We start from the raw sequence: 25,692 nt of genomic DNA, 5'->3' as shown, positions 1-25,692 counted from the left end.
TGCGATCACTGTAAGTGGCCGAGAAAGGTTTGATAAGATCGCTTCGTGTCGATTGATCCGATACAAAAAGTATTGAATCAAGGTGGGGGATCGCTGGCTGGCTGCTCGGCCTGCCCGGCGTGACAGGGAGACTGAAAATGGATCGCTTCAAGCAGATCGAGACGTTCGTGCGCGTGGCCGACGCGGGCAGCCTCGCGGCGGCGGCGCTGGAAGAGGGCGTATCGCCCGTCATTCTCGGCCGACGCATCGATGCGCTCGAAAAACGGCTCGGCGTGAAGCTGATGTACCGTTCCACGCGCCGGCTCGTCGTGAGCGAGGAGGGGGCATCGTTCCTCGAACGGTGCAGAGGGCTCCTGACGGAATGGGAGCAGGCCGAGAACGAGCTGGCCGCGGGGCTGCGCGCCGTCGGCGGCCATCTGATCGTCTCCGCGCCGGCGGCTTTCGGGCGCAAGCATGTCGCGCCGCTCGCGCCGGCGTTCCTCGCGGACAAGCCCGAGCTGAGAATTTCCTTCAACCTGACCGACAGAGTCGTCGATCTCGTGCGCGAGGGCTACGACTTGTCGATCCGGATCGGCGGGGCGGTCGATCCGTCTTTCGTGGCCGTCAAGCTCGCCTCGAATCGCCGCGTGGTCTGCGGCACGCCCGCCTATTTCGAGAAACATGGCCGGCCGAAGACGCTCGAGGACCTGCTTCAGCACAATTGCCTGGCGTTCAACCTTCAAGGGGGGCAAAACCGCGGCTGGAACTTTCGGCGCGCCGGCAAGCTCGTGACGATGCGCGTCACCGGCACGCTCGACTGCAACGACGGCGAACTGCTGCACCGTTGGGCGCGCGAGGGGCTCGGGCTCGGCTGGCGTTCGACGTGGGAGATCGCGGAAGACCTCGAACGCGGCGAGCTCGAAACCGTCCTCGACGAGTTTGCGCTACCGGATTACGACATCCTGGCGGTCTACCCGCAGCAGCGATACGTGCCGGCGAAGGTCCGGTACTTCATCGATTACCTGAAGGCCGTCTACGCACGGCCCGGCTACTGGATGGGCGGCGCAGGTGATGACCGCGCAGGTGATGACCGGATAGGCCGAGCGCCAAGTCATTGAAATATCACGGCAATCTCCGGCCGAAGGGCGAATGCAATTGCGTCTCCCACACAATTGAGTTACACTTTCTGGCTTCTCACTTGCCACACCGGTTGGGTTTTTTACCATCGACGCCCGGGTGGCTTCAATCCACAAGGAGTGTGTATGCGTCATTACGAAATCGTATTCGTCGTGCACCCCGATCAGAGCGAGCAGGTGCCCGCCATGATCGAGCGGTACAAGTCCACGATCACCACGCGTGGCGGTCAGATCCACCGCATCGAAGACTGGGGCCGTCGCCAACTGGCCTACATGATCGAGAAACTCGCGAAGGCTCACTACGTCTGCATGAACATCGAATGCGATCAGGCAACGCTCGAAGAGCTCGAGCACGCATTCAAGTTCAACGACGCCGTGCTGCGCCACCTCATCGTCAAGATGAAGAAGGCCGAAACCGGCCCGTCGCCGATGATGAAGGAAGTGCAGCGCGAAGAAGCCAAGAAGGCGGCCGTCTCGTCGCAGCCGTCCGAAGCGCAGGCTTAACGGATTCACGTTAGAAGCCGCCAAGGTTTTTCAGGCTCTTTACCGCTTTCGTGAACAGGCTGCAACTCACGGCCAGTGTGATCGAGCGCGAACCGCTGCGCTACACGCCGGCTGGCGTGCCGATCGCAAGCTGCACATTGCAGCACCGCGCGGAAGTCGTCGAAGCCGGTATCGCCCGGCAAGTCGAATTGACGATGCCCGCGGTGGCCGCAGGCGCCGCGAGCGGACAGCTCGAAAGCTGCGAGATGGGCGTAGAAGCGCTCTTCACGGGCTTTCTGGCCAAGAAAAGCCGTAACGCGAGAACCTTGGTGTTTCACATCACAGAATTGCAGGACATTGGAAAGGACTGAACATGCCCCGCCCTACTGGTAAGAAGTTCGACAAGCGCCGTCAGCAACAAAACCCGCTCTTCAAGCGCAAGAAGTTCTGCCGCTTCACGGCTGCTGGCGTCGAGTACATCGACTACAAAGACATCGAAACGCTGAAGGACTTCATCGGCGAAAACGGCAAGATCACGCCGGCTCGTCTGACGGGTACGAAGGCCCACTATCAACGCCAGCTCGATACGGCAATCAAGCGCGCGCGCTTTCTCGCGCTGCTGCCGTACACCGATCTGCACAAGGCCTAAGCGGACGACGGCACAAGGAGAATTCGAATGCAAATCATTCTTTTGGAAAAAGTCGTCAACGTGGGCAACCTCGGCGACATCGTCAAGGTGAAGGACGGTTACGCCCGTAACTTCCTGATCCCGCAGAAACTGGCCCGCCGTGCCACGAAGGACGCGATCGCCGAGTTCGAAGTCCGTCGCGCCGAACTCGAAAAAATCGCCGGTGAAAAGCTTGCCGCCGCGCAAACGCTCGGTGAAAAGATGTCGGGCCTGACGGTCCAGATCGCACAGAAGGCCGGCGTAGACGGTCGCCTGTTCGGTTCGGTCACGAACGCGGACATCGCCGCAACGCTGACGAAGCAAGGCTTCGCTGTCGAGAAGGCGCAAGTGCGCATGCCGACGGGGCCGCTGAAGATGGTGGGCGACCACCCGGTGCAGGTTTCGCTGCATACGGACGTCGTAGTCGACGTCAACGTCTCGGTGCTCGGCGAGCACGCCTGACGCATGCTTGAACGCCGCACATGCTGCGGCGCCAAGCGAACGAGGGCAGGAGCCGGTTTTCGGCTACTGCCCTTTTTCGTTTCTGTGGCGGACGGCTCGCCATTTCGCGATAATTCCTCCCCATGAACGCACCGTCCAAAGACCCCCAGCTCGAGTCGCTCAAAGTCCCGCCGCATTCGATCGAGGCCGAGCAGTCCGTATTGGGCGGGTTGCTGCTCGACAACGCGGCGTGGGACCGCATCGCGGATTTCCTGTCCCAGAGCGATTTTTACCGCTACGACCACCGCCTCATTTACGAGCACATCGGCCGGCTCATCGCGTCCACGCGTCCCGCCGACGTCGTGACCGTCTACGAAGCGCTGACGAGTGCGGGCAAAGCGGACGAGGTTGGCGGGCTGTCCTATCTGAACGCACTGGCGCAGAACACGCCGAGCGCGGCGAATATTCGCCGCTACGCCGAGATCGTGCGAGACCGCGCCGTGCTGCGCCGCCTCGTCTCGGTGGCGGATGAAATTTCGGCGGACGCCTTCAATCCACAGGGCAAGGAAGTTCGGCAGCTGCTCGACGAAGCCGAATCGAAAGTTTTTTCGATTGCGGAAGACGGCGCGCGCGGCACACAGGGCTTCCTCGAAATCGGGCCGCTGCTGACGCAGGTCGTCGAGCGTATCGACACGCTCTATCACACGGCCAATCCGAGCGACGTCACGGGCACACCGACGGGCTTCGTCGATCTCGATCGCATGACATCGGGCATGCATGGCGGCGAGTTGATCATCGTCGCAGGCAGACCGTCGATGGGTAAGACCGCGCTCTCGATGAACATCGGCGAGTACGTGGCGGTGGAATATGGTTTGCCGGTAGCGGTCTTTTCGATGGAAATGCCGGGCACGCAGCTCGTCATGCGGATGCTGGGGTCGGTCGGGCGGCTCGATCAGCACCGCATGCGCACGGGGCGGCTTACCGACGAAGATTGGCCCAAGCTCACGCATGCCGTGCAAAAGATGAGCGAGGCGCAACTGTTCATCGATGAGACGGGCGGCCTCAATCCGATGGAGCTGCGCTCGCGCGCGCGGCGGCTCGCGCGTCAATGCGGCAAGCTCGGGCTCATCATCGTCGATTATCTGCAACTGATGTCGGGCAGTTCGCCCGGCGAAAACCGTGCGACCGAAATCTCCGAAATATCGCGTTCGCTCAAGGGCCTGGCGAAGGAACTCGATGTACCGGTGATTGCGCTGTCGCAGTTGAACCGAAGCCTCGAACAGCGGCCGAACAAACGGCCCGTGATGTCCGATCTGCGCGAATCCGGTGCAATCGAACAAGACGCGGACGTCATTCTGTTCATTTACCGGGACGAAGTTTACAACCCCGACAGTCCCGACAAAGGCACGGCCGAGGTCATCATCGGCAAGCAGCGTAACGGCCCGATCGGGCCCGTCAGACTGACATTCCTGGGCCAATACACGAAGTTCGACAACTTCGCCGGCGCACAGACTTTCCACGGCGGCGAGTGAGCGCAGCAAAGTGCGGCCCGACGACGAATTGCCTGTCATAAACGGTTGCAACCATTGGGGGAAGCGGCGCTACCCGGTACAATGTTGCGATTTTGTGTCAGTCACAGACGTCTCTCTCCCGGGATAGCCATGTTCGGTCGTTTCATGCCCACCGAGGGCAAATTCTTTGAAATCTTCAATGAGCACGCGAAGTGCATCGTTGCTGCGAGCGAAGAGCTCGAACGCCTGATCGACAACCTCGGCGAAGCCGAAGTGCACAAGCAGCGCGTACAGGTCAACGAAAAAGCGGCGGACAAGCTCACGCACGAAACCATCGACCTGCTGCACAAGACCTTCATTACGCCGCTCGATCGCGACGAAATCCATAAGTTGATCACGACGATGGATGACATCCTCGATCTCATGGAGGACGTCGCCACGGCCATCTCGCTCTACGATGTCCAGGCGTTGAGCTCCGAGGCGCGTGAACTCGCGCACATCTGCACGGGCACGTCCAAACATGTACAGCAGGCTGTCAACATGCTGTCGGACATGAGTCAGGCGCGTGCCATTCTGACGGCTTGCGAAGAGATCGATCGTCTGGAGTCGGAGGCTGACAGGGTTCTGCGCTCGGCTATGTCGAAGCTCTTTCGCGAGGAGGACGACGTCAAGACGCTGATCAAGGTGAAGGCGGTCTACGAACTGCTCGAAGCGGTCACCGACAAGTGCGAGGACGTCGCGAACATCATCGAAGGCATCGTGCTGGAAAACGCCTGAACGAGCCGACCGGACCTGACCGATGCATTCGATACAGATTGCGCTGTGGGCGCTTGCGATGCTGATCGCCGTTGCCCTTGTTTTCGATTTCATGAACGGCTTTCACGATGCGGCGAACTCGATCGCCACCGTCGTGTCGACCGGGGTGCTGAAGCCTCAACAAGCGGTGGCATTCGCGGCGGCCTGCAATGTCATCGCCTATTTCATCTTCCACCTGAAGGTCGCCCAAACAGTCGGTAAAGGAACGATCGATCCACAGATCGTCGACCATTACGTCGTCTTCGGCGCTCTCGTCGGCGCCATCATCTGGAACATTTTGACCTGGCGTTTCGGCATTCCTTCGAGTTCGTCGCATGCATTGATCGGCGGCCTCGTCGGTGCGGCGCTGGCGAAGTCGGGGTGGTGGGCGCTGAACCTCAACGGGCTCATCAAGACGGTCGCCTTCATTTTCATTTCGCCGCTGCTCGGCTTCGTGCTCGGCTCGTTTTTCATGCTCGCGGTTTCGTGGATCTACTTTCGCACCCCGCCGAGCAAGGTGGACCGTCGTTTCCGGCGCCTGCAATTCATTTCCGCGGGACTCTACAGCCTGGGCCACGGCGGCAACGACGCGCAGAAAACGATCGGCATCATCTGGATGCTGCTGATCGCGACCGGCTTTGCCTCGGCCACAGCCGATGCGCCACCGGTCTGGGTGATCGGCCTGTGCTACCTGTCGATGGGCCTCGGTACGCTTTTCGGAGGCTGGCGGATCGTGCGCACGATGGGACAAAAGATCACCAAGCTCAAGCCGGTCGGAGGCTTCTGTGCCGAAGCAGGCGGTGCGATTACGCTGTTCACCGCCTCGGCGCTCGGCGTGCCCGTTTCGACGACGCATACGATCACGGGCGCAATCGTCGGTGTGGGCGCGACGCAAAAGCTTTCGGCCGTGCGATGGGGCGTGGCGGGCAATATCGTGTGGGCATGGGTGCTGACGATTCCGGCCTCAGCGGTCCTGGCTGCGGCGGCCTGGTGGGTCGGGCAGCGTCTGCTCTAGACTGCGGCGCGTCGGCGCAGGTTACTTGCTGGTCGCGAAACGGGCGATAGGGTCGTCGTTCGCCGAGGCCGAGGCCGAGGCCGCGTCCGCATCTGCGGCGGCGGGCGCGCCAGTATCGGCCCATGGATCGTCGCGTTCGGAAAGCGGCTTGTAATGCTGCATCCTTGCCAGTGCCTGCGCCGGCGTCTCGACGTCCTCCGCGGGTCCGGCTTCGGTTCGGGCGGTGGAAACGGGAGCCGTCGGCTGCCGGGGCGCGGCAAGATAAGTCGGCGCGTCGAAGGGAGCCGGCTGACCAACCGGCGGCGCCATGCGCCGGATGCCGTCGAAGCGCTTCGCCCAGTAGGGATTCGTCAAATAATCGATCCGCACCGTGCCGCCCGTCGAAGGGGCATTGACGAAACGCAGCTTGCCGACATAGATGCCCACGTGCGAGTGGGGCCTGCCCGACGTATTGAAAAAAACCAGATCGCCGGCTGCGATTTCGTCGGGGTCGATCGGCTGGCCGCGCTCGCTCATCGCCGCTGTCGTGCGCGGCAGTTTGATGTCCGCGGCACGGCCGAACACATATTGCACGAGCCCGCTGCAGTCGAACCCGCTCGCCGGCGTATTGCCGGCCCAGCGATAGGGCACGCCTACGAGGCTCATCGCCTGGACGGAAATTTCCTCGCGGCCGATCGAATGATCGACGAAATTCGGCAAGCCGCGCGGCTTCGTGCGCCACGCCTCTCCAGGCGCGTTGGAGCGCGCGGTATTCGTCGGGACGCTCGAACACGCGGCCAGAAGCAGTGAGACGGAAGCGAGAAGGGCAAGTCGTCGCATGGCGCAGCGGCTAAGCGGCGTCGATTTCTCGGACGCAAGGCAGAGGAATGGACTGGTGCGACCGATAGTAGCCCGTTGGACGGGCGTGCGGCAAGATTTCCTGAGAAATCACTTGAAGTTTGGATGAGAAGCGTTGCAATCGATGGACGTTTTCGCTTCGATCCACGGATTTTCGTAGGCGGTGCAGCCAGTGACGGCCCGGTCGGGGCAGCCCGAAAAAAAAGCCCGGCCGGGGCCGGGCTTTGACGCGATGTCTGCCGCGAGCGCTCGCGTGTCGCGCGCCTGTCAGAGAATGTCGGACGCGTAGTCGGCGAGCCGCGAACGTTCGCCGCGCGCGAGCGTGACGTGGCCGCTGTGAGCCCAGCCCTTGAAGCGGTCGACCACATAGGTGAGGCCTGAGCTGCCTTCGGTCAGATAGGGCGTATCGATCTGCGCGATGTTACCGAGGCAGACGATCTTCGTGCCGGGGCCCGCGCGCGTGACCAGCGTCTTCATCTGTTTCGGCGTCAGGTTCTGCGCTTCGTCGATGATCAGGTACTTGTCGACGAAGGTGCGCCCACGCATGAAATTCATACTTTTCACTTTCAGCCGCGAGCGGATCAGCTCTTGCGTCGCGGCGCGTCCCCATTCTCCCGCGTTGTCGTCCGTTTTTTGCAGGACTTCGAGGTTATCGTCGAAAGCGCCCATCCACGGCTGCATCTTCTCTTCCTCGGTACCGGGCAGAAAGCCGATGTCCTCGCCGACGGGCACCGTGGCGCGCGTGACGATGATCTCGTTGTAGCGCTTCTCGTCCAGCACCTGTGCGAGCCCCGCTGCCAGCGCGACGAGCGTCTTGCCGGTACCGGCCTGGCCAAGCAGCGTCACGAAGTCGATATCGGGATTCATCAGCAGATTGAGCGCGAAGTTCTGCTCGCGGTTGCGCGCCGTGATGCCCCACACGTTGTTCTTGTGGTGGCTGTAGTCGCGCAAGGTCTGCAAAAGCGCCGTCTTGCCGTTGATCTCGCGCACGATGGCGTGGAATGTCGGCTCCCCGTTGGTGGGTTCCAGATAGACGAATTCGTTGACGAGCAACGAGGAACAGGCCGGGCCGGTCACGCGGTAGTAGGTCGTGCCGGTCTTGTTGTCCTGCCAGCTTTCCATGCCCTTGGCATGCTTCGTCCAGAAATCCTGCGGGAGCGAACGAATGCCGGAGAAGAGCAGGTCCTTGTCTTCGAGGACTTGATCGTTGAAGTAATCTTCGGCGGGCAAACCCAGGGCGTGCGCCTTGATCCGCATGTTGATGTCTTTCGACACCAGGACGACTTGCCGATCCGGGCGATCGCGCTGAAGCGCGCGAACCACGCCGAGAATCTGGTTGTCGGCCTTGCCCTGCGGGAGCCCTTCCACGGGCGCGATATCGTTGAGCGTCGTCTGGAAGTAGAGTTGGCCCAGCGCCTCGCGGCTGCCTAGCCTTGCGAGCGGCAGTCCTTCCGCGATCGGCCCGGCATTCGCGACGAGCGCGTCGAGCGTACGGCTGACCTGGCGTGCGTTGCGCGCGACCTCCGACATCCCCTTCTTGTGGTTGTCGAGCTCCTCGAGCGTCATCATCGGCAGATAGACGTCGTGTTCCTCGAACCGGAAGAGGCAGGTCGGGTCGTGCATCAGCACGTTCGTGTCGAGCACGAAGAGCTTTCGCACTTCCGTTTCCGCATCGCTCTTGCGAGAACGTGTCGGGCTAGGCTTGGCGTTGGCGCCGCGCGCAATATTGGCGGCCGAGCGCGCATCGCTGGCGGGTTCCTCTTGCCGGGCGACAGGTTGCGGCTGGGGCACGGGCTGCAGTAAAGCTGCCGTCTGCTTCGATTTTCGGGTACGCCCAGCCGGTGCGCCGGCATCGTCGTTGGACGAAGCGGCCACGGGCGTTTGTACGGGTCGCAGCGTGGTGGCCGAGTTGGCCGCGCGCGCCAGCGGCTCGGCGACGTCCGTCGAGCCACTGATCGTGTCGAATTCGGCCGCTTCTGCTTGCTCCCCTGCAATGCCCTGTTTCTTCGCGTTTTTTGCAGGCCGGGCTTTGGCCTTGAATTCATCCGGCGGCAACAGATTGCCGAGTTTGCTGGGCGGGGTAGGCAAAGGCATGGTTTCCCTCAATGAATCGGGTCGCATATCGTACGCTGCCCCGCCGCGGCTCGATCGGGCTGCAAATGGGGGCCATTCGAGCCGCGGCGGGGTAGCGCGCTGTCAGTTTCGAAACGCCGGTTCGCCTAGATTTCGATCGACTCCTTCAGAGCAAAATAAAAAAGCCGCCGCCCCGGCTGAAACGGAGCAAGCGGCTCGACTTCGAGCGTCGTGCGGCGCCTTGCGAGTGAAACCTCTGCGGCGTTCGACAACGCCAGCGCGGCAACGGCGGAAACTGGGTGAATGCGGACTCATTGCAACGCAATATAACGCGCGTCAAAGTCCTTGTACAGCTTCGAGGATTTCGTCGACATGCCCCGGTACCTTGACGCCACGCCATTCGCGCCGTAGCACGCCCTCGGCATCGATGAGAAAGGTCGAGCGTTCGATGCCGCGCACCTCTTTGCCGTACATCTTTTTCATCTTGATGACGTCAAAGAGCTTGCAAAGCGTTTCGTCAGCGTCCGAGATCAGCGGAAACGGCAATTCCAGCTTCGCCTTGAAGTTGTCATGCGAGCGCAGGCTATCGCGCGAAACGCCGACGATCTCCGCGCCGGCTTTCTTGAATTTGGGATACAGATCGCGGAACTGCAGACCCTCGGTCGTGCAACCCGGGGTGTTGTCCTTGGGATAGAAATACAAGACCAGCTTCTTGCCCCTCAGCGCGGACAGCGCGAAGTCGCCGCCGGTCGCGGCGGCCGTGAAATCAGGGACGGGTTGGTCGACTGCAATGGGCACCTGGTTCTCCTTTCTTACTGCGCAAGGCATTCTCATTCTTCTATCGGGCATCGACAACGAGGCGCGCTTGCCTGAAGGCGCGCTGCACCGCACGCGCGCCTCAGTCGGGCTGGACGATCAACTCGCCCGAGCGCCCCGGAATTTCACCCCACGTGACAGGGTACGATGGCAGCGATTCGCGGTCCAGCGTCGCATGGTAGTCGCCCATTGTCGCAAACGTGTGACCCTGTGCGCGCCACCCCGCGAGCAGTTGCTCGAATACCGGCGCGAGCTTTTGCCCTTCCAGTTCCGCATGCAGCGTAAAGACCTGATCGTGGGGATTATGCTCGGTCGAAGCGAGCAGCCGCGCGGCGACGCTGGTTTCGTCGAGCCCATCGACGCCGATCAATTCGTCGAGCGTCGAAAGCGTCGTCGGCAGCTGGACATGGGCGAGGGCGCGCCCGCCAACGACCGGGCGATACGGCCCGTGGCCACGCCCGTCGGATGCATACGGCATGCCCCAGGCATCGATCTGTTCGAACGCATGCTCGTTCATCTGCCAGCCTGCGGCGCCGTGCGTGGCGGGCGCCGCGCCGAAGATCGTCACGAATCGTTCGTGGCACTTGTTCATTTCCCGCAGCGTCCACTCGCGCGACTGGTTGCGGACGTTGTCCTGCCAGTACACGTGGTCCCAGGTATGGATGCCGCATTCGAAGCCGGACTCATGAATGGCCCGCATCTCGGCCGCCGCCCGCAAGCCGATGTCCGGCCCGGGCAGCAGCACGCCATACATGAGTTGCCGCACGCCGTAGTGCTCGACCACCGAGGTGCGCGACACCTTTTTCAGAAACCCGGGGCGGAAGACGCGCCGCAATGCCCAGCCCGTGTGATCGGGACCGAGGCTGAAGAGAAAGGTCGCGCGGGCCTTGTAGCGATCGAACAGGCGCGCGAGATTCGGCACGCCCTCACGCGTGCCGCGCAGCGTATCGACGTCGATCTTGAGGACGATGCGAGCCAACGGGGCGCCCGCGCGTTATTGCTGTTCGACGAGCGCGCGTGCCAGCTCGACATGGCCGCGATAGGCTTCGAAGATCTTGCGCAAGGCGTCGTCGAACGTGGCCAGCGGTGCCCAGCCGAGATCGGCCATCGTGTTCTCGATCTTGGGCACACGGTTCTGAACGTCCTGGTAGCCCTCGCCGTAGTAGGCGCCCGACGAAGTCTCGACGAGCTTCACCGCTTTTGCCGATTCGGCGTACTCCGGGTACTCCGCCGCCAGTGCGAGCATCTTGTGCGCCAATTCGCGCACCGAGAAGTTGTTCTTCGGGTTGCCGATGTTGTAGATCTTGCCCGATGCGATGCCGGCCGGATTATCGATGATTTTCATGAGGGCGCTGATGCCGTCGTCGATATCGGTGAAGGCCCGCTTTTGCGAGCCTCCATCGACGAGGCTGATATTCTCGCCACGCACGATGTGCCCGAGGAACTGAGTGACCACGCGCGAGCTGCCTTCCTTCGGCGTGTAGATCGAATCGAGGCCCGGCCCGATCCAGTTGAACGGCCTGAAGAGCGTGAAATCGAGCCCCTCCTGCATGCCGTAACCCCAGATCACGCGATCCATCAACTGCTTCGAGCAGGCGTAGATCCAGCGCGGCTTGTTGATCGGGCCATAGGTGAGCGGCGAGGCTGCCGGATCGAACTCTTCATCGGCGCACATGCCGTAGACCTCGGACGTCGACGGGAAAACGAGGTGCTTGCGGTACTTCACCGCCGAGCGGACGATCGGAAGATTCGCTTCGAAGTCGAGCTCGAACACGCGCAGCGGCTGCTGCACGTAGGTGGCCGGCGTGGCGATCGCAACGAGCGGCAGGATCACGTCGCACTTTTTGACGTGATACTCGACCCACTCCTTGTTGATCGTGATGTCGCCTTCGAAGAAGTGCATCCTCTCATGGTTCGCGAGCTCGCCGAGCCGGTCCGTCTGCATATCCATGCCGAAGACTTCCCAGTCGGTCGTTTCGAGGATTCGCTTGGACAGGTGATGGCCGATGAAGCCATTGACGCCGAGAATCAGGACTTTTTTAGCGGAACCTTCGGTTTTCATGAATGACGGATGCGGTGAGTGAGCTCGGTGAGCTGGGTGAATTGGGCAGGGGTGACCACGACCGTTTTCCCGTCGTGCGCGTGCCACAACTCCGAGATGGCGATGGCGCGTGCATTGCCGCACAGGCCGAAAAGCGCATTATCGCTTACGTGCAGACCCGGGGGCAAATTCGCGAGGGCGGCAACACGTGCGTCCCCGATCGGCGCGAGCCGGGCCCGGGCCACGATGAAGCGTTCGTCACCGATATCGGTGAATGCGCCCGGGTAGGGCGGCGCGACGGCGCGCACGAGGTTGTAGACACGCTCGGCCGGCCACGACCAATCGATGCGGCCGTCTTCGGGCTTGCGCCCGCCGTAGTAGCTGCCGTTTGCGATGTCGTTCGGCAGATGCGGGGCCTCGCCCGCAAGCAGCGCGGGAAGCACGCGCCAAAGCGTCTGCTCGGCTGCGACCGTCACCTTGTCGAACACCTGCTGCGCCGTGTCGTCGGGCAAGATCGGCACGCTCGTCTGGCCGACGATGGCGCCTGCATCGGGCTTGACGCTCATTTCGTGCAGCGTTGCGCCGGTTTCCGTCTCCCCGTTCAGCACCGCCCAGTTCGTCGGCACGCGCCCGCGATATTTGGGCAGCAGCGATCCGTGCATGTTGTAGGCGCCGCGCGGCGCGAGCGCGAGCACATCGATCGGCAGCATGTGCCGGTAGTAGAACGAGAAAATGAACTCAGGCTGAGCGCGGCGTACCGCGTCGCGCAAGATGTCGCCGGCCGGCTCGCGCGGCGTGATCGTCTCGATTCCATACTCGGCGGCCACGGCCGCCACGCTTTCGAACCAGATGTTCTCGAGCGGGTTGTCCTCGTGCGTCACGACGAGTGCGACATCGACCCCGCGCGCCAGCAGCACCCGCAGGCAGCGGGCACCGACGTTGTGGTAGGCGAAAACGACGGCGCGCGGTTTCATCGATGCGAGTCTCCCTGCGCGATGTGTTCGCCCGAGGGAGCGGGCGTCGTGACCGCTGCGAAGGGCGTAGGCAGTGCCTCTCGTGCCTCGAGCACGGTCTGGATCAGATAGCGTGGGCGGTCGCGCACCTGCTGGTAGATCCGGCCGATATACTCGCCGAGCAGTCCGAGCGCGAAGATGATGACGCCGAGCATGAAGAACGTGATGGCGAACAGCGTGAACACGCCCTGGACTTCCGCACCGATGACGAAGCGGCGAATGACGAGCAGCAGGAACAGCCCGGCCGAACCCATCGAAAGGATCACACCGATGAACGACAGCCACTGCAGCGGGACGACCGAAAAGCCCGTTACAAGATCGAAATTCAGCCGGATGAGGCTGTAAAACGAATACTTCGATTCGCCCGCAAAGCGTTCCTCGTGAGCGACTTCGATTTCGATCGGGTTTTGCGCGAATGTATAGGCAAGCGCGGGAATGAACGTGTTGACCTCGCCGCAGCGGTTGATCGTATCGATGATCTGCCGGCTGTAGGCGCGCAGCATGCAGCCTTGGTCGGTCATGCGGATGTGCGTGATCCGTTCGCGCAGGCGGTTCATCGCACGAGAAGCCTTGCGCCGCCAGAGCGTATCTTGCCGCTCGCGCCGGATCGAGCCGACGTAGTCATAGCCCTCGCGCATCTTCTCCACGAGCTTGCCGATCTCCTCGGGCGGGTTTTGCAAATCGGCATCGAGCGTCAGCACGATCGCCCCGCGCGATTGCTCGAAACCCGCGAGAATCGCCATGTGCTGCCCGTAATTGCCGTTCAACAGAACGACGCGCGTGGTATCGGGGCGCGCGCGAAACTGCTCGGCGAGCATTGCCGCCGATTTGTCGCGGCTGCCGTCATTGACGAAGATGATTTCATAGGTCGTGCGCAGCGCGTCGAGCGCGGGATACAGACGCGCGAAAAGCGCTTTGAGGCCGGCTTCTTCGTTGTAGACCGGGATGATCACCGACACTTCAGGATGCGTCGAACGATATTCCGTATGAGTCATGTCCGCTTATTTCCCGTGATGTTCGCAGATTTCATTGACGGCGGCGGTGACGCGAGCCACATCGGCTTCGGTCATTTGCGTGAAAAGCGGCAGCGTGAGCGTAGATGCGCCGTAGCGCTCGGCGTGCGGGAACATGCCCGGTGCGAAGCCGCGCGCGCGATAAAGCGTGAACAGATGGATGGCGGGGTAATGCACGCCTGTGCCAATGCCATATGTGTCATGCATCTTCTGCATGAAGCCGGCGCGATCGATCGTGAGCCGCGCGAGCGGTAGGGCGATCTGGAACATGTGCCAGTTGCCGTTTTCGAAGTCGCGCACGGGCAGCCCGATACCGAGCGCGCTCGCGGCGCCGTTTTCGAACCCCTCGAAATACGCCCGCGCCAGCGTCTTGCGTTGCGCGACGAAGCGCTCGAGCCGCGCCAATTGCCCGAGCCCCACGCGCGCCGCCACGTCGGTCAGGTTGTACTTGCCGCCAAGCAGATCGCAGTCCATGCCGTCGTAGCCCGTGCGGGTAACGCCTTGCAACCGGTACTTGCGCGCGAGTTCGGCTTCGTGTTCGTCGTTGAGCACGAGCGCACCCCCTTCGATGGAGGTCAGATTCTTGTTCGCGTGAAAGCTGAACGAGACGAGGTCACCGAGCTTGCCGATGCGCTCGCCGCCCCAGGTGGCGCCGATCGCCTGCGCTGCGTCTTCGACGACACGCAGCTTGTAGGCGCGCGCAATCTCGTAGAGCCGGTCCATATCGACGGGCAGCCCTGCAAGATAGACCGGAATGATCGCCTTCGTGCGCGGCGTGATGGCCTGTTCGATGAGATTCAGATCGAGATTGCGGGTGAGCGGATCGATATCGACGAAAACCGGTGTTGCCCCGACCTCGAGGATGACGTTCGCTGTCGCGACCCATGAAATGGGCGACGTGATGACCTCGTCGCCGGGGCCGATCCCCGCGATGCGCAAGCCGATTTCGAGCGTGGCCGTGCCCGAATTGAACGTGCGCACGGGACGGCCCCCACAGAACTCGGACAATTGTTTCTCGAAAGCCGTGTTCCGAGGGCCGGTGGTGATCCAGCCGGAGCGCAGCACGTCGGCTACGCCCTGAATCGTGTCCTCGTCGATCTCGGGCCGCACGAACGGCAAAAAGGGGAGGGCTTGCTGGGTCATGAATGATGAATGCTGTGCATGGATAAAAAGAACGGGGCAGCCGGTGAGGCTTAGCTGCGCGCGAGGACCACGACGCCGACCAGAATAATGGCAATGCCTGCCAGCCGGTGTACCGACAGCGCTTCGCCGAACAAATACCAGGCTGCAAATGCGTTGACGACGTAGCCGAGCGAAAGCATCGGATAGGCAACCGACACGTCGACGCGCGACAGCCCGACGACCCAGACAGCCACGCTGACGACGTAGCAGGCCAGACCGCCGACGATCGGCACCTGGGTGGCGAGTTTCAGGCCAATGGGCACAATGTTCGCACGGGTGAATTCGAAGTGTCCAACGACGTTCACGCCGGCCTTGAGCAGCAACTGCGCGCCGGCGTTCAGTGTCACGCCCGCCAGAATGCAAAATAGCGAAATTGGGTTCATTGGAAATCGCGGAGGCGCCGCACGCGCGGCGCCGACAGGTTCGGATTCGGATTCAGATGCAGCTTCATGGGGCGCCGGGTTTCTCAACGACCACGCGGCGCGTGTCGCGTGCAATCACGCGCATCGGCACATGGGCGGCCGCCAGTTCGTCGTAGCGCGAGAGGGTCATGACCGCCAGCCCGTACGGCGCGGCCTTCCAGCGCTCGATCCATTCGGCGATGGTCGGGACCCATTTTTGCGGTTCCTGGTGGACGCCGAACGTCAGTTCGTTCGCGTCCTGGACCATGATCGTCGTATGGCCGACGTAAAACGGCAACGTGTGATCGAGCAGGCCGACGGAATAGAACGGTGCGTCGGCCGGCAGCCGCGCAAGTGCCGCTTTGACGGCCGGTGCGAGGAGCGCACCGGAACTATACCGGCCGAATGCTTCGTGGCCCGTGCCCGCGATGGTCGCCAGCATCAGCCACGCCGCGGCGAATGCGGTTGCCGAAGGCAGCACCGAAGCCTGCGCGCGCCGGTTGATCCAGAGCGCCACCAGCGTGAGCGCGGCGGCGACGCCCACCGCCGCGAACACCCAGTTGCGAAATTCCAGATAAAGCGCGTTCGGCGTGCGGGCATCGCCGAAGCGGCCGATGAAGATGGCCCCGACGGCGACGATCGCCAGCAGGGCGAGATAGCCGAGCAGATGGCGGCGCCACGCATCGCGCGAAACATGCGGCAAATAGGCGCCGATGACGAGGGCCAGCGCAGGGGCGATCGGCAGCACGTACGAAACGAGCTTCGAATGCGATACGCTGAAAAAGACGAAGATGAAGGCCGTCCAGACGAACAGCAGCATCGCGGGCCTGAAGCCGTTGGCCTCGCGCGGCGCGCGTGCCGCGTGACGCAGGCTTTGCGCCGCGATCGACAGCCACGGCAGGAAACCGACGAGGACGACCCAGACGAAATAATGGATTGGCCCAGGGCGGTGCTGGTCGGGCGTGAGGTAGCGCTCGAATTGCTGGACGACGAAGAAAAAATTGAAGAATTCCGGGTTGCGCAGCTGAACGAGCACGAACCAGGGCGCCGCGATGGCGAAAAAGACGACGAGCCCGCTCGCGAGATGAAGGCGCTTCCAGATGGCCCAGTCGCGCTCGATCAGCGTGTAAAAGACGAGCGTGGCACCGGGCAGGATGAGCCCGACGAGCCCTTTCGAGAGTACCGCCAGCGCCATGGCCGCCCAGCATGCCCACATCCAGGCGCGGCGCTCGCGCGTGGCGGCGTCGGCGCGCTGGGCGAGCAGCAACGTGCACAGCGCGCATTCCATCCAGAACGAGAGGCCCATGTCGAGCGTGTCGAAGTGCCCCATCAGGTTCCAGTAGGGCGCGCTCGCCAGCACCAGCGCCGTGGCGAAACCCGCGGCGGGGCTCACGAGCCGCCGGGCCGTGAAGCCCGCGAGCAATACGCCGGCGAAGCCTGTCAATGCCGTGTAGAGCCGGGCTTGCCACTCGCCGATGCCGAACCAGGCGAACGTCAGGGCGTTGGCCCAGGTCTGCAGCGGCGGCTTTTCGAAGTATTTGTAGCCGTTGTAGCGCGGCGTGATCCAGTCGCCCGTGACCAGCATCTCGCGGGCCATCTCTGCGTAGCGGCCTTCGTCGCTCGGCACGAGGTGCCGCAAGCCGAGCGGCACGAACCAGATGATGGCCAGCGCGAGGACGAGCAAGGCGATGGCGACGCGGCCCGCCGGCAACTGCTGCGCGAGGCCCGCGCCGTACGGGGCGTGGCCGTCTGCCGGACTGGCGCCGGCGGCGCGGGAGTAACGTTGAAGCGGCATGAGTCGGAATCCGTTTAGCGAAGCCGCGGCAGCGGCCAATGGGTATGGACGGTACGGCGCGCCGCCGGCGCACGGCCGGCTCCTCGCACCGCTGAGAGCGCCGCTGCTACGACTGCACCCCCGGACGCGGCACGGCACGCGCGGCGAACCGTCATCGCTCGATGAGCAGCGCCGCGGCGACCCGGCGGCCTTCGGCCATCAGAATGTTGTAAGTCCTGCAGGCGGCCATGAAATCCATCGATTCGACGCCAATGCGTCGCGCCGTGAGCGCGGCCGTCAGACGCGGATGCGCAAACCGCAGGCGTGCGCCCGTGCCGAAGACGACCACCTCGGGCTCGGTGGCCAGCACGATCTCGAAGTGTTCCACGCTCAGCATGTCGAACGACGAGACGGGCCAGTCGACGACGGGCGCGTCCGGCACCACGACGACGCTGCTTTCGTGGCGCTGGAGATTGATCTCCACATAGTGGGCGCCGTAACCGGTGACCGTGTTCAGGGCGCCGCTCGAATCCTGGTGTAATTTCAAATCCGTTTTTTCCGTAGTTTCCCGGCTGGCTTTCGGCTCCTAGCGATTGTGCATTGCGAAAGTTGGCCGAAATCCGCTAAATTATAACTTTTTAGCCGCCTGGCGGCGCCCTTTGCATCGCGATTGCCGTGCGGGGAGTCTGGCAACGAGCGCCAAAAGCGCTGACGCGTTGGCCCGCCTCGCGTGCTCCCCCACCCGGTGAATTCGCCGCCGCGCCCGGCACCGTCCTGGCGCGTCCGGCGCCTCGGCTGCCAGCGCTTTCGCCCCTTCAGGCCTTTCCCGAGGAACAGTGTCGCCGTGAAACCGATTCTCAAATCGAACAAGCTGTTGAATGTCTGCTACGACATCCGCGGGCCCGTGCTCGAGCATGCCAAGCGCCTCGAGGACGAAGGTCACAAGATCATCAAGCTCAACATCGGCAACCTCGCCCCGTTCGGCTTCGATGCGCCCGAGGAAATCGTCCAGGACATGATCCGCAATCTGCCCGCTTCGTCGGGTTATTCGGATTCGAAGGGCGTGTTCGCGGCGCGCAAGGCGATCATGCACTACACGCAGCAAAAGGGCGTGGCAGGGGTCGAGCTCGACGACATTTACATCGGCAACGGCGCGTCCGAACTGATCGTGATGGCCATGCAGGGCTTGCTCAACGACGGCGATGAAGTCCTGCTGCCGGCGCCCGATTATCCGCTGTGGACGGCCGCTGTGAGTCTGTCCGGCGGCACGCCCGTGCACTATCTGTGCGACGAATCGAATGGCTGGATGCCCGATCTCGACGATGTGCGCGCGAAAATCACGCCGAACACGCGTGCGCTCATCATCATCAACCCGAACAATCCGACGGGTGCGCTCTACTCGGACGAATTGCTGCTCGGTTTGCTCGAGATCGCGCGCCAGCACGGCCTTGTCATTTTCGCCGACGAGGTCTACGACAAGATCGTCTACGACGGCAAGAAGCACACGTCGGTCGCCGCATTGTCCGAGGACGTGCTGACGGTCACCTTCAACAGCCTCTCGAAGAGCTACCGTTCGTGCGGCTACCGCGCCGGCTGGATGTACGTCTCGGGGTTGACAGGCGAGAACCGCCGGCGTGCAAAAGACTACTTCGAGGGGCTCGGCATCCTCGCCTCGATGCGCCTTTGCCCCAATGTGCCGGGACAGTACGCCATTCAGACCGCGCTGGGCGGCTATCAGAGCATCGACGATCTCATCATGCCGGGCGGGCGGCTGCACAAGCAGCGCCAGATTGCCTACGAGATGCTCAATGCGATCCCGGGCGTCAGCTGCGTGAAGCCCGAGGCCGCGCTGTACATGTTTCCGCGGCTCGACCCGAAGGTCTATCCGATCCAGGACGATCAGCAGTTCGTGCTCGATCTGCTGCTCGAAGAGCGTGTGTTGCTCGTGCAAGGCACGGGTTTCAACTGGCCGAGTCCCGATCACTTCCGGGTCGTATTCCTGCCGAACGCCGACGATCTGACCGATTCGATCAACCGCATCGCGCGGTTTCTCGAGGGCTACCGCAAACGTCACAGCATGTGACGCTACGCGAGGCGCGGGCGCAGGACACACTCATCAACGCATTATCCAATCGACTCAGACGCTGCATGGAACCGATCAAAGTTGGCCTGTTGGGCTTCGGCACGGTAGGAAGCGGCACCTTCACGGTGCTGCGGCGCAATCAGGAAGAAATCAAACGCCGCGCCGGACGCGGCATCGAAATCGCTCGCATCGCCGTGCGCAACCCGGCCAAGGCGCTTGCCGCCCTGGGCGAGGCCGCGAGCGATGTGCAAGTCGGTGCCGATTTCAACGCCGTCGTGGACGATCCGGCGATCGGCATCGTGGCCGAGATGATCGGCGGCAGCGGTATCGCGCGCGAACTCGTGCTGCGCGCCATCGCCAACGGCAAGCATGTCGTCACCGCGAACAAGGCGCTCCTGGCCGTGCATGGCACCGAGATTTTCGCGGCGGCGCGCGAGAAAGGCGTGATGGTGGCGTTCGAGGCGGCCGTGGCGGGCGGCATTCCGATCATCAAGGCACTGCGCGAAGGCCTGACGGCCAATCGCATTCAGTACATCGCGGGCATCATCAACGGAACGACGAATTACATTCTTTCGGAGATGCGCGAACGCGGGGTCGACTTCGCGACAGCGCTTGCGGGCGCGCAGGCACTCGGTTATGCCGAAGCGGACCCGACCTTCGATGTGGAAGGCATCGACGCCGCGCATAAACTCACGATCATGAGCGCCATCGCGTTCGGCGTGCCGATGCAATTCGATCGCGCCTACGTCGAAGGCATCTCGAAGCTCGATGCCACCGATCTCAAGTACGCCGAAGACCTCGGTTATCGCATCAAGCTGCTTGGCATCACGCGGCGCACGGCGCGCGGCATCGAGTTGCGCGTGCACCCTACGCTCATTCCGGCCAAGCGCCTCATCGCGAGCGTCGAAGGCGCCATGAACGCGGTCGAAGTGCATGGCGATGCTGTCGGCGCGACGCTTTACTACGGCAAGGGCGCGGGCGCGGAACCGACGGCATCGGCCGTCGTCGCCGATCTCGTCGATGTGACCCGCCTGCATACGGCGGATCCCGAGCATCGCGTGCCGCACCTCGCGTTCCAGCCGCAAAGCCTGTCGGACACGCCGGTGCTGCCGATCGAAGAGGTCACGAGCGGCTATTACCTGCGCCTGCGCGTGGCGGATGTGACAGGCGTGCTCGCCGATGTCACGCGCCTGCTTGCCGACGCGGGCATTTCCATCGATGCCATGCTGCAACGCGAAGCGGAGCAGGTCGCCGGGGACGGGCAGACGGACGTCGTCATCATCACGCACGAGACGCTCGAGAAAAACGTCAATGCGGCCATCGCTCGGATCGAGGCGCTCGCGACCGTCGTCTCGAACGTCACGAAACTGCGTATCGAAGCGCTTGCCTGAGCCGAAGAGAGATTCCTTATGAACTACATTTCGACGCGTGGCGCCGGCATCGGCGAGCGCCATACGTTCTCCGACATCTTGCTGGGTGGTCTCGCGAAGGACGGCGGTCTGTACCTGCCGGCTGAATACCCTCGTGTCTCGACCGAGGAACTCGCGCGCTGGCGCGCTCTGCCTTATGCCGACCTCGCCTTCGAAGTCCTGTCGAAGTTCACCGACGACATCCCGGCCGACGATCTGCGCGCGCTGACGCGGCGCACCTACCGCGCCGACGTCTATTGCAACGCGCGCTCGGGCGACGATGCCCAGGCGATCACGCCAGTGAGGCAGCTCGGGGTGGAGAACGGCGCGCCGCTCGCACTCGTCGAGCTGTCGAACGGTCCGACGCTTGCGTTCAAGGACATGGCGATGCAACTGCTCGGCAATCTGTTCGAGTATGCGCTCGCGAAGCATGGGCAGACGCTGAACATCCTCGGCGCCACATCGGGCGACACGGGCAGCGCGGCTGAGTACGCGATGCGTGGCAAGGCCGGCGTGCGCGTTTTCATGCTTTCGCCTCATCGCAAGATGAGTGCGTTCCAGACGGCGCAGATGTACAGCCTGCAAGAGCCGAACATCTTCAACATTGCCGTCGAAGGCGTCTTCGACGACTGTCAGGACATCGTGAAGGCGGTGTCGAACGATCACGCGTTCAAATCGCGGCAGCATATCGGCACGGTCAATTCGATCAACTGGGCGCGCGTGGTGGCTCAGGTCGTCTATTACTTCAAGGGTTATTTCGCGGCGACACGCTCGAACGACGAGCGCGTGTCGTTCACGGTGCCCTCCGGCAACTTCGGCAATGTCTGCGCGGGGCACATCGCACGCATGATGGGGTTGCCGATCGCCAAACTCGTCGTCGCCACCAACGAAAACGACGTACTCGACGAATTCTTCCGCACCGGCGTCTATCGCGTGCGCGGCGCGGCTCAGACGTTCCATACGAGCAGCCCGAGCATGGACATCTCGAAGGCGTCGAATTTCGAGCGTTTCGTCTTCGATCTGCTGGGCCGCGATCCGTCGCGTGTACTGCAGCTCTTTCGCGACGTCGAGGAAAAGGGCGGCTTCGATCTGGCCGCGAGCGGCGATTTTGCCCGCGTGCGCGAATTCGGCTTCGTTTCGGGACGCAGCACGCATGCGGACCGTGTCGCGACGATCCGCGATGTCTTCTCCCGCTACGGCACGATGATCGACACGCATACCGCCGACGGCGTCAAGGTGGCCCGGGAGCATCTCGAGCCCGGCGTGCCGATGGTCGTGCTGGAGACGGCGCAGCCCATCAAGTTCGGCGAAACGATTCGCGAGGCGCTCGGACGCGACCCCGAACGGCCGGCCGGGTTCGAGGGGCTCGAGTCGCTGCCGCAGCGCTTCGAGGTGCTGCCGGCCGATGCGGGCCGCGTGAAGGAGTTCATCGCGACCCATACCGGGCTTTGAGGCCGGCGTCCCGGCGAGCTGTCGGCAACGGCAGCGCACCGTCCGCAGCGCACGTCGCTACAATGAGAGTCTCGCCTTCAGACTCGCCCGTCAGACCGATGTCCACGCCAAGCGCAACATCAACCCGCCCACCGCTCATGTCGACGGCCGACGCGCTCGCCGCGCTGCTCGCGGCCGCACGGCCCGTCTCCGGCACCGAAACAGTGTCGACCGTCGAGGCGCTCGGGCGCGTCCTGGCCGCCGATGTGATGTCCGCCATCGACGTTCCGCCCATGAACACGAGCGCAATGGACGGCTACGCCGTTCGCAGCGCGGAGTTGCTCCATGGAGAACGGGCGCTGCCGGTTTCGCAGCGGATTGCCGCCGGTCAACAGGCCGCTCCGCTTGCGGCCGGGACCGCGGCGCGCATTTTCACGGGCGCCCCGGTGCCGCCGGGCGCCGATGCGGTGGTTATGCAGGAGCAGACCGAGGCGTCGGGCGAAACCGTGCAAATTCTGCATACCCCGCGGCCGGGCGAGTGGATCACGATGCAGGGCGCCGATCTCCGGCGCGGTGCGGTGATATTGCCGGCCGGCACCCGCTTGACACCGCAGGCGCTGGGCCTCGCCGCCTCCATCGGGTGCGCCGCGCTGACGGTGACGCGCCGGGTGAAGGTCGCGGTGTTTTTCACGGGCGACGAGTTGACGATGCCGGGCGAGCCGCTCGCGCCCGGGCGAATCTACAACTCGAACCGGTTCACGTTGCGCGGGCTGCTGGAGCGGCTCGGTTGCACCGTCACCGACTACGGCATCGTACCGGATCGGCTCGACGCCACCCGCGAGGCGCTGGCCACGGCCGCGCGGGAGCATGATTTGATTCTGACGTCCGGCGGCGTATCCGTCGGCGAAGAAGATCACATCAGACCTGCGCTCGAAGCGCTGGGCCGCCTTTCGCTCTGGCAGATCGCGATGAAGCCCGGCAAGCCGCTCGCGTTCGGTGCGGTGCGCAGGCAGGCGGCGAGCGGCGCTCAGGCGGCCGCTCCGAGCGAAGGTTCGTCCGCGATGGAGGCTGAGACCTTTTTCGTCGGCCTGCCCGGCAACCCGGTTTCCAGCTTCGTGACCTTTTTGCTGTTCGTCCGTCCGTTCCTGCTGCGGCTCGGGGGCGCTCACGACGTGGCGCCGCGCGCCATATCGCTGCGCGCGGACTTTACGCAAGCAAAGGCCGATCGTCGCAACGAGTTCCTGCGCGCGCGCATCAATGCGGCAGGCGGGCTCGAGCTCTTCCCGAATCAGAGTTCGGCCGTGCTGACCTCGACCGTATGGGGGGATGGCCTCATCGACAATCCGCCCAATCACGCGATCAGCGCGGGGGAGACCGTACGTTTTCTTCCTTTTTCGGAGCTGCTCGGCTGACGGGCGGTACTGAACGGCGAATTGGCATCGAATGAAAATCGAACTGAGGTATTTCGCAAGCGTGCGGGAATCGCTGGGCCTCGCGCACGAGTCGGTCGAATTGCCCGAGGGCATCAGCACCATCGGCGACCTGCGAGCGTGGCTGCGCGCGCGCGGCGGCGCCTGGAGCGAGGCGCTCGCCGAGGGGCGCGCCTTGCGCATGGCCTGCAATCAGACGATGACCGATGTGGCCGCGCGGCTGACCGAAGGCTGCGAAGTCGCGTTTTTTCCGCCTGTGACGGGCGGGTGAGCGCGAGCCGCGAACGAGGAGGGGCTTATGACTGTGCGTGTTCAGACCGCCGACTTCGATTTGAGCACCGAGGTGGCTGCGCTGCGTGCGCATAACCCCAAAGTGGGCGCGGTGGCGTGCTTCGTCGGAACGGTACGCGATATGAACGACGGCGACGACGTCGTCGCCATGGAGCTCGAGCATTACCCGGGCATGACCGAAAAAGCGCTGGAGTCGATCGTCGAGGAAGCCCGGCGGCGTTGGCCCGGCTCGGACGTGCTCATCGTGCACCGCGTGGGCAAGCTGTATCCGCTCGACCAGATCGTACTGGCGGCCGCCACGGCGGCTCACCGCGGCGACGCGTTCTCGGCGTGCGAGTTCGTGATGGACTACCTCAAGACTCAGGCGCCATTCTGGAAGAAGGAGACGACGCCGGCCGGTTCACGTTGGGTGGATGCGCGCGTGACCGACGACGCCGCACTGGCGCGCTGGGGTATCGAGGCCACCAATGCCACCCATGCCACGAACCCAGCCAATGCGCCGAGCGACGCAGGCACGGAGCCGGGAGGCCGCTAAGAAACCTCGTCGTTGCCGCGGCCGATGATTTTGGCTGGAAATGGCTCCGCCGGCGCGCGCGGTCTGCCGCTGGGCGAAACCGCCGATATATCGTCGGTGGGCCGCCTGGGCGATATGCGCTCGAGCAGCGCCTGCTGCTCTGGCGGGACCTTGTAGTCCCAACCGAAGCGCGAGAGCTGCAAGCTTTGCGCAATGCGCAGCGCGGGCTCCATGAATCGGACGGCCGCCGCGGGCTCATAGCGATCGCAGACGGTATCGAGAAAAAGGTGCAGCCAGCGGCTGAAATGCCGGGGTTCGAGCCCCTCGATCGGTTGGTGCGCCGACTGGACGTTGCCGCGGTAGCGCTTGTCGCCAAGCACCAGCGCGCCCCAGAAGAGGCACATCTTCGGCAGGTGCTCGTCCCAGCGGCCGTGCAGTACGGCATCGAAAACCGGCCCGAGCAGCGCGTCGGCCCGGACGCGGTCGTAAAACGCGTAGACGAGCTCGCGGATGTTCGCTTCTGTCGGCGCGCTCTCGCGAGCCGGGGCTGCGGGGCAGGCGCCGGGCGTCTGTCCGCCGGGACGGGGTGGGGTAGTCATCGCAATTTCCGAGGGAGCGCGCTGGCATGCGGCGAAACGGCGCGCCATACTTCATTCCTTATCGAGATGGGCAATTCCGATGCCGCACTGCGTGAACCCATCCCGGCAACGCATGTTATGGTCAACACGCCGTGTAGACAACCCTTCGCCGGACACGGTTTTTGCCCGTCCGGGCGCTCGTACCCCCAAATGCCGATGCGAACCAAGCCATGAGATTGACCGACTACACCGACTACGCGTTGCGCGTGATGCTGTATCTGGCCGTCCGCCGCGACGGCCTGTCGACGATTCAGGACATCTCGGATGCCTATGGAATCTCGAAGAACCATTTGATGAAGGTCGTGCAGCAGCTCGGCGAGCGCGGGTGGATCGACACGATAAGGGGCCGCCATGGCGGCCTGCGGCTCAATGACCGTTCGCTTGCGCTGACGATCGGCGAGGTGGTCCGGGCGACCGAGACCGATTTTGCGCTCGTCGGTTGTTTCGAACGCGGCGGCGGCGAGGCCCGGCAGTGCGTCATCGAGCCGCAATGCCGGCTCAGACACATTTTCGAGGCCGCGCGTGGCGCATTCCTTGCGGAGCTGGACCGGCACACGCTCGCCGATCTCGTCGGACAGGCGGCGCCGCTTGCCGCGCTGCTCGGCGTGCCGCTCGTCGCGGCGCCCGATGTCGGCGCACGGACGATCGTACCGATCGCTGTCGCCGATGGCGGCGACACCTGATTTGATCGGGCACGCTTGAAACGGGCGGCTCGCCCC

27 protein-coding genes are annotated in these 25,692 nt (G+C 63.5%); 15 read left to right on the top strand and 12 right to left on the bottom strand.

Annotated features, from left to right (window positions below; all coding sequences use genetic code 11):
* The first annotated feature begins 137 nt into the window (after positions 1 to 137).
* From ACR9ZC_RS17885 to ACR9ZC_RS17850, 8 genes are all read left to right on the top strand, one after another.
* Positions 138 to 1,097, top strand: coding sequence for a LysR family transcriptional regulator (locus ACR9ZC_RS17885; protein ID WP_481581311.1), 960 nt, complete (start codon positions 138 to 140; stop codon positions 1,095 to 1,097).
* Between the two features lie 144 nt (positions 1,098 to 1,241).
* Positions 1,242 to 1,619 carry a 30S ribosomal protein S6 gene (rpsF, locus tag ACR9ZC_RS17880; protein WP_173256132.1) on the top strand — a complete coding sequence of 126 codons (378 nt, stop codon included), beginning with the start codon at positions 1,242 to 1,244 and terminating at the stop codon, positions 1,617 to 1,619.
* A gap of 50 nt (positions 1,620 to 1,669) precedes the next feature.
* The gene (gene priB, locus ACR9ZC_RS17875) at positions 1,670 to 1,969 is read left to right on the top strand and encodes a primosomal replication protein N (RefSeq protein WP_173256133.1); all 300 of its coding nucleotides are present in this window, start codon (positions 1,670 to 1,672) and stop codon (positions 1,967 to 1,969) included.
* Between the two features lie 2 nt (positions 1,970 to 1,971).
* Positions 1,972 to 2,247, top strand: a complete 276-nt coding sequence (gene rpsR / locus ACR9ZC_RS17870; RefSeq protein WP_018442035.1) for a 30S ribosomal protein S18 — start codon at positions 1,972 to 1,974, stop codon at positions 2,245 to 2,247.
* Positions 2,248 to 2,274: 27 nt separating this feature from the next.
* Positions 2,275 to 2,727: a 50S ribosomal protein L9 gene (rplI, locus tag ACR9ZC_RS17865; RefSeq protein ID WP_481581310.1), complete on the top strand. Its 453-nt coding sequence runs from the start codon at positions 2,275 to 2,277 to the stop codon at positions 2,725 to 2,727.
* A gap of 122 nt (positions 2,728 to 2,849) precedes the next feature.
* Positions 2,850 to 4,238, top strand: coding sequence for a replicative DNA helicase (locus tag ACR9ZC_RS17860; protein ID WP_440562367.1), 1,389 nt, complete (start codon positions 2,850 to 2,852; stop codon positions 4,236 to 4,238).
* A gap of 129 nt (positions 4,239 to 4,367) precedes the next feature.
* Positions 4,368 to 4,994 carry a DUF47 domain-containing protein gene (locus ACR9ZC_RS17855; RefSeq protein WP_331569878.1) on the top strand — a complete coding sequence of 209 codons (627 nt, stop codon included), beginning with the start codon at positions 4,368 to 4,370 and terminating at the stop codon, positions 4,992 to 4,994.
* Between the two features lie 22 nt (positions 4,995 to 5,016).
* Complete coding sequence (locus ACR9ZC_RS17850; protein ID WP_481581309.1) at positions 5,017 to 6,027, top strand: inorganic phosphate transporter; 1,011 nt, start codon at positions 5,017 to 5,019, stop codon at positions 6,025 to 6,027.
* Between the two features lie 21 nt (positions 6,028 to 6,048).
* Here the strand turns inward: ACR9ZC_RS17850 and ACR9ZC_RS17845 are convergent, their stop codons facing one another.
* The 11 genes from ACR9ZC_RS17845 to ACR9ZC_RS17795 all read right to left on the bottom strand — a co-directional run bounded on the left by ACR9ZC_RS17845 (position 6,049) and on the right by ACR9ZC_RS17795 (position 17,724).
* Positions 6,049 to 6,846, bottom strand: coding sequence for a C40 family peptidase (locus ACR9ZC_RS17845; RefSeq protein ID WP_481581308.1), 798 nt, complete (start codon positions 6,844 to 6,846; stop codon positions 6,049 to 6,051).
* A 285-nt stretch (positions 6,847 to 7,131) separates the two neighbouring features.
* Entirely contained in the window at positions 7,132 to 8,958 is a 1,827-nt protein-coding gene (locus ACR9ZC_RS17840) for a PhoH family protein (protein ID WP_481581307.1), read from the bottom strand.
* A gap of 315 nt (positions 8,959 to 9,273) precedes the next feature.
* Complete coding sequence (locus tag ACR9ZC_RS17835) at positions 9,274 to 9,765, bottom strand: peroxiredoxin (protein WP_440562363.1); 492 nt, start codon at positions 9,763 to 9,765, stop codon at positions 9,274 to 9,276.
* Between the two features lie 70 nt (positions 9,766 to 9,835).
* Complete coding sequence (locus ACR9ZC_RS17830) at positions 9,836 to 10,732, bottom strand: polysaccharide deacetylase family protein (RefSeq protein ID WP_481581306.1); 897 nt, start codon at positions 10,730 to 10,732, stop codon at positions 9,836 to 9,838.
* A 15-nt stretch (positions 10,733 to 10,747) separates the two neighbouring features.
* A complete protein-coding gene (locus ACR9ZC_RS17825; protein ID WP_440562362.1) occupies positions 10,748 to 11,815 on the bottom strand; it encodes a bifunctional UDP-4-keto-pentose/UDP-xylose synthase in 1,068 nt (355 codons plus the stop codon).
* Positions 11,812 to 12,768, bottom strand: a complete 957-nt coding sequence (locus ACR9ZC_RS17820) for a formyltransferase (RefSeq protein WP_481581305.1) — start codon at positions 12,766 to 12,768, stop codon at positions 11,812 to 11,814. The genes ACR9ZC_RS17825 and ACR9ZC_RS17820 overlap by 4 nt, the downstream gene beginning before the upstream one ends.
* Positions 12,765 to 13,802, bottom strand: coding sequence for a glycosyltransferase (locus tag ACR9ZC_RS17815; protein WP_481581304.1), 1,038 nt, complete (start codon positions 13,800 to 13,802; stop codon positions 12,765 to 12,767). Before ACR9ZC_RS17815 ends, ACR9ZC_RS17820 begins: the two co-directional genes overlap by 4 nt.
* Before the next feature lie 6 nt (positions 13,803 to 13,808).
* Positions 13,809 to 14,963, bottom strand: a complete 1,155-nt coding sequence (locus ACR9ZC_RS17810) for a DegT/DnrJ/EryC1/StrS family aminotransferase (protein ID WP_481581303.1) — start codon at positions 14,961 to 14,963, stop codon at positions 13,809 to 13,811.
* A 50-nt stretch (positions 14,964 to 15,013) separates the two neighbouring features.
* The gene (locus ACR9ZC_RS17805; protein WP_481581302.1) at positions 15,014 to 15,385 is read right to left on the bottom strand and encodes an SMR family transporter; all 372 of its coding nucleotides are present in this window, start codon (positions 15,383 to 15,385) and stop codon (positions 15,014 to 15,016) included.
* Between the two features lie 64 nt (positions 15,386 to 15,449).
* Entirely contained in the window at positions 15,450 to 17,198 is a 1,749-nt protein-coding gene (locus tag ACR9ZC_RS17800; protein ID WP_481581301.1) for a phospholipid carrier-dependent glycosyltransferase, read from the bottom strand.
* A gap of 151 nt (positions 17,199 to 17,349) precedes the next feature.
* Complete coding sequence (locus ACR9ZC_RS17795; protein WP_331569855.1) at positions 17,350 to 17,724, bottom strand: Mth938-like domain-containing protein; 375 nt, start codon at positions 17,722 to 17,724, stop codon at positions 17,350 to 17,352.
* Positions 17,725 to 18,021: 297 nt separating this feature from the next.
* On the opposite strand from ACR9ZC_RS17795, the gene ACR9ZC_RS17790 reads away from it, so the two are divergent.
* The 6 genes from ACR9ZC_RS17790 (at position 18,022) to moaE (ending at position 24,356) form a co-directional block, all read left to right on the top strand.
* Entirely contained in the window at positions 18,022 to 19,260 is a 1,239-nt protein-coding gene (locus ACR9ZC_RS17790; protein ID WP_481581300.1) for a pyridoxal phosphate-dependent aminotransferase, read from the top strand.
* A 65-nt stretch (positions 19,261 to 19,325) separates the two neighbouring features.
* On the top strand, positions 19,326 to 20,651 hold the full coding sequence (locus tag ACR9ZC_RS17785; RefSeq protein WP_331569851.1) for a homoserine dehydrogenase: 1,326 nt from the start codon (positions 19,326 to 19,328) through the stop codon (positions 20,649 to 20,651).
* An 18-nt stretch (positions 20,652 to 20,669) separates the two neighbouring features.
* Complete coding sequence (gene thrC / locus ACR9ZC_RS17780) at positions 20,670 to 22,121, top strand: threonine synthase (protein WP_481581299.1); 1,452 nt, start codon at positions 20,670 to 20,672, stop codon at positions 22,119 to 22,121.
* A gap of 98 nt (positions 22,122 to 22,219) precedes the next feature.
* Positions 22,220 to 23,512: a molybdopterin molybdotransferase MoeA gene (locus tag ACR9ZC_RS17775; protein ID WP_481581298.1), complete on the top strand. Its 1,293-nt coding sequence runs from the start codon at positions 22,220 to 22,222 to the stop codon at positions 23,510 to 23,512.
* Positions 23,513 to 23,543: 31 nt separating this feature from the next.
* Positions 23,544 to 23,801, top strand: a complete 258-nt coding sequence (moaD, locus tag ACR9ZC_RS17770; RefSeq protein WP_481581297.1) for a molybdopterin converting factor subunit 1 — start codon at positions 23,544 to 23,546, stop codon at positions 23,799 to 23,801.
* 27 nt (positions 23,802 to 23,828) lie between these two features.
* Positions 23,829 to 24,356 (top strand): molybdopterin synthase catalytic subunit MoaE, encoded by a 528-nt coding sequence (gene moaE, locus ACR9ZC_RS17765; RefSeq protein WP_481581296.1) that lies wholly within the window; start codon positions 23,829 to 23,831, stop codon positions 24,354 to 24,356.
* On the opposite strand, the gene ACR9ZC_RS17760 is transcribed toward moaE, so the two are convergent.
* The gene (locus ACR9ZC_RS17760) at positions 24,353 to 24,934 is read right to left on the bottom strand and encodes a group III truncated hemoglobin (protein WP_481581295.1); all 582 of its coding nucleotides are present in this window, start codon (positions 24,932 to 24,934) and stop codon (positions 24,353 to 24,355) included. The genes moaE and ACR9ZC_RS17760 overlap by 4 nt on opposite strands.
* Before the next feature lie 209 nt (positions 24,935 to 25,143).
* Here ACR9ZC_RS17760 and ACR9ZC_RS17755 point away from each other — a divergent pair, with 209 nt between their 5' ends.
* Positions 25,144 to 25,656: an Rrf2 family transcriptional regulator gene (locus tag ACR9ZC_RS17755; RefSeq protein ID WP_481581294.1), complete on the top strand. Its 513-nt coding sequence runs from the start codon at positions 25,144 to 25,146 to the stop codon at positions 25,654 to 25,656.
* Positions 25,657 to 25,692: the final 36 nt, after the last annotated feature.

The sequence above is a fragment of the Trinickia sp. HAY1-2D genome, from assembly GCF_056754935.1.
This window is presented reverse-complemented; position numbering and strand designations above follow the sequence as displayed.

Excerpts from the sequence above, each read along its gene's own strand:
- ACR9ZC_RS17810 (WP_481581303.1), bottom strand. The coding sequence starts at position 14,963 with ATGACCCAGCAAGCCCTCCCCTTTTTGCCGTTCGTGCGGCCCGAGATC.
- ACR9ZC_RS17815 (WP_481581304.1), bottom strand. The coding sequence starts at position 13,802 with ATGACTCATACGGAATATCGTTCGACGCATCCTGAAGTGTCGGTGATC.
- ACR9ZC_RS17835 (WP_440562363.1), bottom strand. The coding sequence starts at position 9,765 with ATGCCTTGCGCAGTAAGAAAGGAGAACCAGGTGCCCATTGCAGTCGAC.
- rpsF (WP_173256132.1), top strand. The coding sequence starts at position 1,242 with ATGCGTCATTACGAAATCGTATTCGTCGTGCACCCCGATCAGAGCGAG.
- ACR9ZC_RS17820 (WP_481581305.1), bottom strand. The coding sequence starts at position 12,768 with ATGAAACCGCGCGCCGTCGTTTTCGCCTACCACAACGTCGGTGCCCGC.
- ACR9ZC_RS17885 (WP_481581311.1), top strand. The coding sequence starts at position 138 with ATGGATCGCTTCAAGCAGATCGAGACGTTCGTGCGCGTGGCCGACGCG.
- ACR9ZC_RS17800 (WP_481581301.1), bottom strand. The coding sequence starts at position 17,198 with ATGCCGCTTCAACGTTACTCCCGCGCCGCCGGCGCCAGTCCGGCAGAC.
- moaD (WP_481581297.1), top strand. The coding sequence starts at position 23,544 with ATGAAAATCGAACTGAGGTATTTCGCAAGCGTGCGGGAATCGCTGGGC.
- ACR9ZC_RS17805 (WP_481581302.1), bottom strand. The coding sequence starts at position 15,385 with ATGAACCCAATTTCGCTATTTTGCATTCTGGCGGGCGTGACACTGAAC.
- ACR9ZC_RS17840 (WP_481581307.1), bottom strand. The coding sequence starts at position 8,958 with ATGCCTTTGCCTACCCCGCCCAGCAAACTCGGCAATCTGTTGCCGCCG.
- ACR9ZC_RS17860 (WP_440562367.1), top strand. The coding sequence starts at position 2,850 with ATGAACGCACCGTCCAAAGACCCCCAGCTCGAGTCGCTCAAAGTCCCG.
- ACR9ZC_RS17845 (WP_481581308.1), bottom strand. The coding sequence starts at position 6,846 with ATGCGACGACTTGCCCTTCTCGCTTCCGTCTCACTGCTTCTGGCCGCG.
- ACR9ZC_RS17755 (WP_481581294.1), top strand. The coding sequence starts at position 25,144 with ATGAGATTGACCGACTACACCGACTACGCGTTGCGCGTGATGCTGTAT.
- ACR9ZC_RS17825 (WP_440562362.1), bottom strand. The coding sequence starts at position 11,815 with ATGAAAACCGAAGGTTCCGCTAAAAAAGTCCTGATTCTCGGCGTCAAT.
- ACR9ZC_RS17850 (WP_481581309.1), top strand. The coding sequence starts at position 5,017 with ATGCATTCGATACAGATTGCGCTGTGGGCGCTTGCGATGCTGATCGCC.
- ACR9ZC_RS17785 (WP_331569851.1), top strand. The coding sequence starts at position 19,326 with ATGGAACCGATCAAAGTTGGCCTGTTGGGCTTCGGCACGGTAGGAAGC.
- ACR9ZC_RS17760 (WP_481581295.1), bottom strand. The coding sequence starts at position 24,934 with ATGACTACCCCACCCCGTCCCGGCGGACAGACGCCCGGCGCCTGCCCC.
- ACR9ZC_RS17855 (WP_331569878.1), top strand. The coding sequence starts at position 4,368 with ATGTTCGGTCGTTTCATGCCCACCGAGGGCAAATTCTTTGAAATCTTC.
- ACR9ZC_RS17775 (WP_481581298.1), top strand. The coding sequence starts at position 22,220 with ATGTCCACGCCAAGCGCAACATCAACCCGCCCACCGCTCATGTCGACG.
- thrC (WP_481581299.1), top strand. The coding sequence starts at position 20,670 with ATGAACTACATTTCGACGCGTGGCGCCGGCATCGGCGAGCGCCATACG.
- moaE (WP_481581296.1), top strand. The coding sequence starts at position 23,829 with ATGACTGTGCGTGTTCAGACCGCCGACTTCGATTTGAGCACCGAGGTG.
- rpsR (WP_018442035.1), top strand. The coding sequence starts at position 1,972 with ATGCCCCGCCCTACTGGTAAGAAGTTCGACAAGCGCCGTCAGCAACAA.
- rplI (WP_481581310.1), top strand. The coding sequence starts at position 2,275 with ATGCAAATCATTCTTTTGGAAAAAGTCGTCAACGTGGGCAACCTCGGC.